This is a genomic window from Streptomyces sparsogenes subsp. cuspidosporus (assembly GCF_039532705.1).
Taxonomy (GTDB): Bacteria; Actinomycetota; Actinomycetes; order Streptomycetales; family Streptomycetaceae; genus Streptomyces; species Streptomyces sparsogenes.
On sequence record NZ_BAAASD010000094.1, the window covers coordinates 1 to 8,919 of the forward strand.

The 8,919-nt window shown below is 65.4% G+C and carries 10 protein-coding genes; 5 read left to right on the forward strand and 5 right to left on the reverse strand.

Annotation, left to right across the window (positions count from 1 at the left end):
- The coding region (locus ABFY07_RS42115) for an LLM class flavin-dependent oxidoreductase (protein ID WP_346179528.1) at nt 1–910 on the reverse strand (910 nt) is incomplete at its 3' end.
- 309 nt (nt 911–1,219) lie between these two features.
- Here ABFY07_RS42115 and ABFY07_RS42120 point away from each other — a divergent pair.
- Genes ABFY07_RS42120 through ABFY07_RS42135 form a run of 4 tightly spaced genes read left to right on the forward strand, consistent with a single transcriptional unit; the run spans nt 1,220 to nt 2,444 of the window.
- Nucleotides 1,220–1,363 carry a hypothetical protein gene (locus ABFY07_RS42120; protein WP_346179529.1) on the forward strand — a complete coding sequence of 48 codons (144 nt, stop codon included), beginning with the start codon at nt 1,220–1,222 and terminating at the stop codon, nt 1,361–1,363.
- Nucleotides 1,356–1,856 carry a flavin reductase family protein gene (locus ABFY07_RS42125; RefSeq protein WP_076971142.1) on the forward strand — a complete coding sequence of 167 codons (501 nt, stop codon included), beginning with the start codon at nt 1,356–1,358 and terminating at the stop codon, nt 1,854–1,856. The genes ABFY07_RS42120 and ABFY07_RS42125 overlap by 8 nt, the downstream gene beginning before the upstream one ends.
- On the forward strand, nt 1,853–2,086 hold the full coding sequence (locus ABFY07_RS42130) for a hypothetical protein (RefSeq protein WP_346179530.1): 234 nt from the start codon (nt 1,853–1,855) through the stop codon (nt 2,084–2,086). The genes ABFY07_RS42125 and ABFY07_RS42130 overlap by 4 nt, the downstream gene beginning before the upstream one ends.
- Before the next feature lie 4 nt (nt 2,087–2,090).
- Complete coding sequence (locus tag ABFY07_RS42135) at nt 2,091–2,444, forward strand: VOC family protein (protein WP_346179531.1); 354 nt, start codon at nt 2,091–2,093, stop codon at nt 2,442–2,444.
- Between the two features lie 92 nt (nt 2,445–2,536).
- Here the strand turns inward: ABFY07_RS42135 and ABFY07_RS42140 are convergent, their stop codons facing one another.
- From ABFY07_RS42140 to ABFY07_RS42155, 4 genes are all read right to left on the reverse strand, one after another.
- Nucleotides 2,537–3,835 carry an MFS transporter gene (locus ABFY07_RS42140; protein WP_346179532.1) on the reverse strand — a complete coding sequence of 433 codons (1,299 nt, stop codon included), beginning with the start codon at nt 3,833–3,835 and terminating at the stop codon, nt 2,537–2,539.
- A gap of 634 nt (nt 3,836–4,469) precedes the next feature.
- Nucleotides 4,470–6,299: an AMP-dependent synthetase/ligase gene (locus ABFY07_RS42145; protein ID WP_346179533.1), complete on the reverse strand. Its 1,830-nt coding sequence runs from the start codon at nt 6,297–6,299 to the stop codon at nt 4,470–4,472.
- A 128-nt stretch (nt 6,300–6,427) separates the two neighbouring features.
- Nucleotides 6,428–6,976: a TetR/AcrR family transcriptional regulator gene (locus ABFY07_RS42150; RefSeq protein WP_211301839.1), complete on the reverse strand. Its 549-nt coding sequence runs from the start codon at nt 6,974–6,976 to the stop codon at nt 6,428–6,430.
- 68 nt (nt 6,977–7,044) lie between these two features.
- Nucleotides 7,045–7,812, reverse strand: a complete 768-nt coding sequence (locus tag ABFY07_RS42155) for a creatininase family protein (RefSeq protein ID WP_346179534.1) — start codon at nt 7,810–7,812, stop codon at nt 7,045–7,047.
- A gap of 197 nt (nt 7,813–8,009) precedes the next feature.
- Between ABFY07_RS42155 and ABFY07_RS42160 the strand changes: the two genes are divergently transcribed.
- Nucleotides 8,010–8,919: LLM class flavin-dependent oxidoreductase (locus ABFY07_RS42160; protein WP_346179535.1), on the forward strand; the 910-nt coding region annotated here is incomplete at its 3' end.

Below are 8,919 nucleotides of genomic sequence, written 5' to 3' on the forward strand. Positions count from 1 at the left end.
GGGGGTCGCCGACGATGAAGCCTTGGGAGTGTTCGAACATGTACTCCTGGTCGTTGAAGTCGACGTCTTTGACGGCGCCCATGTAGGCGTAGTCCTGGGAGAGCTTGGACAGGCGCTGGTAGGCGTCGGTGGAGAGTTTGGCCATGTCGAAGAGGGGTTTGGCTTCGGTGCGGGCCTGTGCTGTTGTTTCGGCGCAGTGCATGCCGCCTGAGATGGCGACCATTTTGCGTGGTGTGATCGGGTGGGGGTGGTCGGTGGCGGCGAGTGTTTCGTCGTAGAGCTTGACCATGTTTTCGACGAGGTCGAAGCCGAGGTAGAGGCCGCCCATGATGGCGCCGATGCCCATGGTGGCGGCGGTTTCGACGGAGCTGGGGCTGCCGGCGGCGGCTGAGATGGGTGGGTAGGGGGTTTGCAGGGGCTTGGGGACCAGGCTGCGGGGTGGGATCTTGTAGTGCTCGCCGACGTAGGAGAACGGGTCGTCGAGGAAGGCGCGGCGGATGAGTTCGACGCCTTCTCGCCACTGGGACTTGTTCTCGGCTGGGTCGACTTCGAAGGCGCGCAGGGCGAGGGTGGTGTTGCCGCGTCCGGTGCCCAGTTCGATGCGGCCGTTGGAGAGGATGTCCTCGGTCGCGACGCGCTCGGCCACGCGCAGTGCGTGGTTCATCCGTGTCGGCAGCAGGGTCACCAGGTGGATGAAGCGGATCCGGCTGGTGAGTGCCATCAGGTAGGGGTAGAGCACCTCCGGCGCGGAGACCGAGGCCGTCCCGATGGCGACGTGCTGCTCGGAACTGCCGAAGGCATCGAAGCCGACGCGCTCTGCGAGCAGTACCTCCTCGACCAGTTCCCGGTAGCGGTGCTCATGGGTGAGCCCGAGCGGGGTGTCCCCCTCGCTCATGAGGATGAAGTCCATACCGACCCTTCCGTCAAATGTTAGTGGGCGATAACGTAGGACGCAGCCCGACCCAGGTCAAGGCCCAGGGAGAGGGCAAAGGCGTTACCCGTTGATAACACCAAGGTCCAGCGGGGTACGTACGAGGGCAGCGGCCAGCGCGACCCCGGTCGCGCCACCGGCCGAGAGCTGCACAGTGGGGCCACGGGTCGGCCTGACACCCTCCCCCGTTACTGAGCACTAACGCATCCACCTCGCCAATCCGGGCCTTGACCGCCCCGAAGCCAGGTCATATGTTATTGGTCAATAACATCGGAAGGAAGGGTCGATATGGACGTCATCGTCATGGTTGAGAGGGGCACCTCGACCAGGCTCGCGCGTGAACACCGCTATCGGGAACTGGCAGCGGAGGCACTGCTCCCGGAGCGTGTCGCCTTTGCCGTCCGAGCTGTCCGCGAGGTGTGGAATGGCTGATCAAGACCAGGGGCTGGACGCGGCTGCCTTCCGTTCGGCGTTGGCCCGCTTCCCTGCCGGCGTGACGATCGTGACGACCCGAAGTGCCGGGGGCACGCCGCACGGGTTCACCGCGAGTTCCTTCGCGTCGCTGTCGCTTGATCCACCACTTATCCTGGTTTGCCTGGACCAAGGAGCGGACTGCTTCCCAGCTTTCATAGCGGCTGAGCAGTTCGTCGTGAACATCGTGACGCCCGCGCACGCGAAGTTGGCCATGAGGTTCGCCACGAAGGGCGAGGACAAGTTCGCACACGGGAGCTTCGAGTCCGACGAGGGCGGACACCCGATACTGCCCGACGCCGCAGCGGTCATCCGCTGCGAGCTGGAACAAGCCGTACCCGGCGGCGATCACGTCATCCTCATCGGTCGCGTGCACGACGCGCGCATAGGCAGCGGCAAACCGGTGATGTGGTACCGCGGTGACTTCCTCCACCTCGGGCAGAGCGTTCAATGACCGACATCCGCGCCGGCTCATCAGCTCTGGTGGATCTGCGGAGAGGCCGTGCGATGGATCTGATGATTCTTGAACCGACCCGGGCCAAGGCCCTTCGCGCCTACGCCGCCATGGCCACCGGTGTCGACACCGCCACCGTCCGCCAGATCGCGCCAGGGGTTCATCTGCGCGCGGCGCGCGGTGTGGCGGGACTGTCCGCTCAGGCCGTAGTACGGCCGTCCGGGGGGTGATTCCGTGGAGATCGACCTCGTGAAGATCGGGAACGTGCTGCATCCGGTGGCCGACATCGACGCCGCCGTGCGCTTCTACACCGACACCTTTGGCCTGGCCACGAAGTTCGTCGACGGCGACCGCTACGCCGCCCTCGACGCCGGCGGTACCACGTTGGCCCTGACCGGCCCGGCCGAGGATGTCACCGGTGGGGTACCCGCGGCGTCGTTCAAGGTCCCCGACGTGACCTCGGCGCTCACCGCCCTCGTACGAGGCGGCGGATCCGTAGTCCGGGAGCCCGAGCAGGGCCCGCACGAGGTCCGGGCCGTGGCCCGGGACCCATGGGGCAACACCGTAGTGATCTACGGGTTGCGGTAGCGGTCAGTCCGGTAGCGGGTCGGCTCGACGATCTCCTGCACCCGGGCGGCTTCCGCACAGCGTTGCAGGAGATCGTGGACCTGGCTGGCCGCTCAGGCGGGTAGCGGCTTCGACGCGGTCTTCGGCAGTCGCGCGACGGTGATCACTCCGATGAGTGTTACGGCGAGGATCCAGTAGACGGGGCTGGTTCTGCTTCCGGTACCGGCCACGAGGGCAGCGGCGACGAGTGGCGTGATGCCGCCGATGATCACGCCCAGGTTGTAGCCGATCGCGATGCCCGAGTAGCGCACGCTTGCCGGAAACAGCTCCGTGGCCAACGGCCACGTAGGCACCTGCGCCCACCCGGTGAAGAACATGAAGACCAGATAGACGGCTCCGACGGCCCAGAGGTTGGTCGCTGCGATGAGGAGTGCGAAGACCGGCCAAGCGATGACGGCGAAGATGATGTAGGACGCCAGCAGGATGGGCTTGCGGTCGTAGCGATCCGTCAACTTGCCTGCCCACGGGTAGGTGAAGGTGGCGAGGGCGATGCACAACGCTGATGTCCAGGCGACGCCTGTGGCGGAGAATCCTTCTTCCTGCAGGAAGATGGCGAAGTAGGCAACGCCGAAGTAGCCGGTGCCGTTGAACGCGACAGCCAGGCCCGCCACACGGGCAACCGACAGCGGGTGGCTGCGCAGAGCCGCCAGCATGGGGCTGCGTACGATCGCGGCCTTCTCCTTCAGCTCTTGGAATTGAGGCGACTCCTCGACCCGCAGCCGAGCCTGGAGACACACCACAGTGAGGACCAGCGAGAGGAGGAACGGAATCCGCCAACCCCACGTTGCCATCTGGTCGGCCGGAACCAGCAGCCGGACCAGCCCTACGACGCCGGCGGCCACGGCGAACCCGAGAGTAGACCCCATGGAAACCGTCGATCCGTAGAAGCCCCGCTTGCCGGGTGGCGCCAGTTCGGCGATGTACGTGGCAGCGCCACCGATCTCGCCACCGGCAGCGAACCCCTGGGCGAGTCGCACCACGATGATCGCGATCGTCCCGGCGACTCCAATCTGTCCGTAGGTGGGCAGCAGGCCCATCACGCCGCACGCCACGCCCATCATCACGATCGTCGCGACGAGGGCTGTCCGGCGGCCGCGGCGGTCGCCGAGGCGGCTGAAGAACCAGCCACCGAGCGGACGGATGAGGTAGGACGACGCGAACACCGCCAGCGCGGACAGGGTTGAGACCGTCGGATTGTCGCTGGGGAAGAACAACGGTCCGATGGTGAGCGTCAGAAACCCATAGACACTGAAGTCGTAGTACTCGATCAGTGTCCCGACGCCGCCCGCCAGCGATGCACGCCGGGCGGACCTCAAGCTGATCGTCTTTTCGGGATGTTGTGCCGTCGTCATTGACTCTCCTTGTCACACCAGGACGGAAGATGCGCCGTTCGGCCGCCCTCCCCGCGCGAGGTCGACGCCGACACGTTGCTCGGCGCGATCAGGGGGGGTGGGTCCTGAAGCCCCGATCTCTCCGGATTCGAGCGGCGCAGCCGTCAGGGCCCACCTCATCGGTGACTGCTGATTCGACGACTGCGGGTTCGACGACTGCGGGTTCGAGGACTGCGGATGGCCATCGGATGATGGGGCGCATTGATGGAGTTCATCGATGGAGCGTCGCCGATCGCATGCCATACCTCGTGGGTCAGCAGGAACTGCGTACGCACACACTCGATGCACTTCGCATGTGCTGACTCTGACCCGTCGTGCACAGACGCGCAATGCACTGATACGACTGGACTAATTCAAATTCCACACGTATGGATGCAGAAGAGACATGGTCTGGGAGTGGCGCGCAAGATTGGAATCAAGTCAGCATTGCCGAACGACTCAAGCCGCAGAGCGGTCCGGGGAACCGAACCGCTCGGGCCGGCTTGCGCTGCTCGGAACTGTTTGTCATGGCAGATCGGGAGCCGCATGAGCCCACCCGTTGCTGTATGCGCGTCAGCAGATGTAAGAGCCCCGACCGACTCATCAAGGTTCTTCGCTAATGTGACCGCGGCCGTAGGTGGTTCGCGATCACTGTGCCGTCATTCCCGGCGTACATTTCATCGATCAGCGTAGCGAATGAATTCACTACCGCGTTCCGCTTGATCTTGCCATTCGCGGTCCGCTCGCCGCGTTCGGCCTCGAGGGGCCGAGGCAGCACACGGAAGTCCTTCAGCTGTTGCGCGCGTGCGAGGTCCCCGTTGACCCGCCCCAGCTCGGCTCGCAGGCGGTCGGACAGCACCGTCGAGGTCAGCGCCTTGGCCTGGGTGCTCGGCTCGAGCAGCACGGTGAGGTACTTACGCGCGTCGCCCACGACGATTGCTTCGCTGATCAGCGAGCTCTCCTTCAGCCGGGTTTCGATCGGCTGCGGATTGATCGTTTTGCCGCCGCTGGTGATGATCACGTCCTTCTTTCGGCCGATGAGGCGGATCTCACCGTGCGCGGTACGCTCAATCAGGTCGCCGGTACGGAACCAACCGTCCTGTAGAACGGCATCTGTCTCTTCGGGGTTGCGCCAGTACTCGCGAAACAGCAGTGGTGCGCGGACGAGCATTTCACCGTCATGCGCGACCTCGACCTGGAAGCGTGGGTCCGGGAATTTTCGACCGATATATCCCGGGCGAGGAAACGCCTGGTCGAAATGAGCAACAGGGCAGCCGGCTGTTTCGGTGAGGCCATAGCATTCGCGTAGGTCCAGCCCCCAGGTCTGCCACAGCGCGATGACGTTCTCGGGCGTCGCGGCGGAGGCGGTGAAAGCGACGCGAAGGCGGTCCAATCCGACGCTTGCCCGCAACGGCAGGAAGACACGGCGAAGCACCGCGGCGTATGCGATCCGCAGCAATACCGAGGGATGACCACTGGACCAACGGCACTCGGCCATTCGGCGGCCGACCCACATCGCGCCTTTGTAGGCGTACCGGCGCACCCGGGGCCAAGCCTGCGTTCGTGCGATCAGCTCGCCGGCGGCCTTCTCGTAGAAGCGCGGGGGCCACAGCAGCGCCGTCGGTCGCACGGTGCGCAACGCGTCCTCGTAGTCCTCGATGCGGCAGTACGTCACCACGAGACGTGAGAGCAGCGGAGTGAAGATCAGCAGCAGCGCCGGCGCCACGTGGGCCAGCGGCAGGAAACCGACGATGTCGTGCTCACGGCTGTCGAGTTCCGGATAGAGGCCGACGACGGTCTGGACCGAGTGCTGAAGCGTACGGTGCGAGTGTGTGACGCCTTTCGGAGCTCCTGTGGAGCCCGAGGTGTAGAAGAGAACGGCGGGGTCGTCGAGTCTCGTGGCGGCGACCATCTCGACCAGGCGGTCGGATGCGACGCTTGGATGCCGCGCTCCCTCTGTGCGCAGCTCCTCCCACGTTGTCCCAGTGATTGCCCCGGGCAGCGCCGACGGGGCGGTGTCCATGCCGACGACAAGCCGCAGCTTGGGTGTGCGGGCTGCGATCTCCGCCACCTTGTCGAGCTCCGTGGTTGTCTCGCCGATGAAGGCCACTGCCTCGCTGTGCGCCAGGATCTGCTCGATCTCGGCGGGCGAGTTGGTCGGGTAGACGCCGACCACCACGCCGCCGACACTCTGCACGGCCAGTGCGGCGAAGGCCCATTCGGGGCGTGCGCTGCTCATCACCGCGACGCGATCGCCGTGCTGCACGCCGTGGTCGACAAGGCCGAGCGCGATCTCGCGTACTCGGTCTCGGTACGTCCGCCATGTGATCGCGTGCACAACCCCTTCGCGCCAGTGGCGCAGGGCAATGATGTCGGGCTCGGAGCGCGCACGATCAAGCAGCAGCTGCGGATGCGTCCGGACCGGTTCAAAATTCATCAGATCCATCACACGGCCTCTCCGCAGATCCACCAGAGCTGACGAGCCGGGCCCCATAGGTGCTCTCCCGTCAACGACCCCCGGCCTGGATCAGGTCAGCGGCTACGAGCCGCCGCCCTTGAAGGCTGAAGGCTTTGTCAGATCGCGTCCGCGGGGATGAGTAGCGCGTTGATCGCGGCGGTGCGGATGGTCGTCGCGACGATGTCGGGATCGAGGCCGCTGTTGAACTGGGGTACCGCGTTGATCATCGAGAAGACGGCGTGGGTGAGAACGCGGGTCTGCGCGTCTGACAGGTCGGGCCGCAGCCGGGTGACCAGTCCGCTCCACTCTTCGGCGTAGAGGCGCATCATGCGCCGCATGCGATGGCGCTCGTCTTCCGGGACGTTGTGTTCGTTCTTCAGGAACACCAGCGTGGACGGAACGTTCTGGAGACTGCGTTGGATGTGGTAATCGATCATCTCCTCGAGTGCCTTGCGTGGATCCGTCACCTCGGCTGCCGTCTTGCGGGCATGAGCCAGCAGTTCGCTGAGCGGATCCTCGAGCACGGCGATCAGCAACGCCTGCTTACTCGCGAAGTGCCGGTAGAGCGCGGGGCCGGTCACACCGGCACGCGCGCCGATCATCTCAGTGGTGACCGCATCGAAGGCACGCTCGTTGAACAACTCTCCGGCGACCTTGATCAGCACCTGCCGACGGGTGGCGCGGGGAGATGCGGTACGGGGGGTAGGTGAGCTCGACACACGTAAAGTCTAGTCTAGGTGAGCGGCCGATAACGTTCCCTTGCGTGTTCCGCGAGCAGGTCGGCCACCGCGGTCAGACAGGCGAAGCCCAGCTCGGACGACATGCCGCGCGGATCACCGAGCACCCCGCTGGGTGCGACTGCCTTGACACCGTCAGTGAATACGCGGGCCAGCAAGGCGTCATCCATGGGCCCGGTGAAGCCTGCGGCGGCGCGATCGTTCCTCACGGCGTCCGGCCGCACGGCCAGCATGACCGAACTTTCGGCCACGTCGGCATGGCCTCCGACGTGGTCGGCGAGGCCGGCGACGCGTTGAGCAGCATCGCGCCACGCACGGAGGACCGCTGCCGAGTCTGCGAACGCGATGACATCCAGGTCGGAGGGAAGTCGCGCGGCGAGCTTCGGCTCGATGTCACTGAGCACCGGGTAGTTGCCGATATGTGCCGAGAAGATCAGCACCCTGCGGAAGCCGTGCACGGCAAGGCTCGCGCAGCAGTCGGCGCAGATCGCTTCGAGCGTCTCGGCCCGCAGCGAGAGCGTTCCGGCGAAGCCGAGGTGGTGCGACGAGCAGCCGATCCGCACCGTCGGTAGCACGAGCGCGTCGCCGAGCCGCTCGGCGACAAGAACACCCAGTCGATCGGCGTGATCGCTGTCGACCGACATCGGAAGGTGGGCGCCATGCTGCTCCGTGGCTCCCAGCGGCAGGACCGCCGTACGCATACCGCTCGCGATGGCGCTCGCGATCTCAGGCGAGGTCAAACGCTCAATCCGCAACTCGCTCACGTGTGGTCACTCCTCCTCCTGTGCCTGCTCGGCCAGTACCTCGCGGATGCGTCACTACTCGACGGATGGGGAGAGGCCCGCAGTCCGGGCTTGTATACGTTAGTCAAAAATAACTCCTGCCGCTCCCCCCGGGGTCTTGACCTGGCCTGTGCTGGGTCCTACGTTATCGGCCAATAACATTCGAGGGAAGAGGCGGTATGGACTTCATCCTGATGAGCGAGGGGGACACCCCGGTGGGGCTCACTCATGAGCACCGTTACCGGGAGCTGGTGGAGGAGGTTCTGCTTGCGGAGCGCGTGGGTTTCGACGCCTTCGGCAGTTCGGAGCAGCACGTCGCCCTCGGGACGGCCTCGGTCTCCGCTCCGGAGGTGCTGTACCCGTACCTGATGGCTCTCACCAGCCGGATCCGCTTTATCCACCTGGTGACGCTGCTGCCGACACGGATGAACCACGCACTGCGCGTGGCCGAGCGCGTCGCGACCGAGGACATCCTCTCCAACGGCCGTGTCGAGCTTGGTACCGGGCGCGGCAACACCACGCTCGCCCTGCGCGCGTTTGAGGTGGACCCTTCCGAGAACAAGGCTCAATGGCGTGAGGGCATCGAGCTGATCCGGAGCGCGTTCCTCAACGACGTGTTCTCGTACGTGGGCGAGCACTACAAGGTTCCGCCGCGCAGCCTGGTCCCCAAGCCCCTGCAGGGTCCCTACCCGCCCATCTCAGCCGCCGCCGGCAGCCCCGGCTCCGTCGAAACCGCCGCCTCGATGGGCATCGGCGCCATCATGGGCGGCCTCTACCTCGGCTTCGACCTCGTCGAGAACATGGTCAAGCTCTACGACAAGACACTCGCCGCCACTGACCACCCCTACCCGATCACGCCGCGCAAGATGGTCGCGGTCGCCGGTGGCATGCACTGCGCCGAAACAACGGCACAGGCCCGCGCCGAGGCCAAACCCCTCTTCGAGATGGCCAAACTCTCCACCGACGCCTACGAACGCCTGTCCAAGCTCTCCCAGGACTACGCCTACATGGGCGCCGTCAAGGACATCGACTTCAACGACGAGGAGTACATGTTCGAACGCTCCCAGGGCTTCATGGTCGGCGACCCCG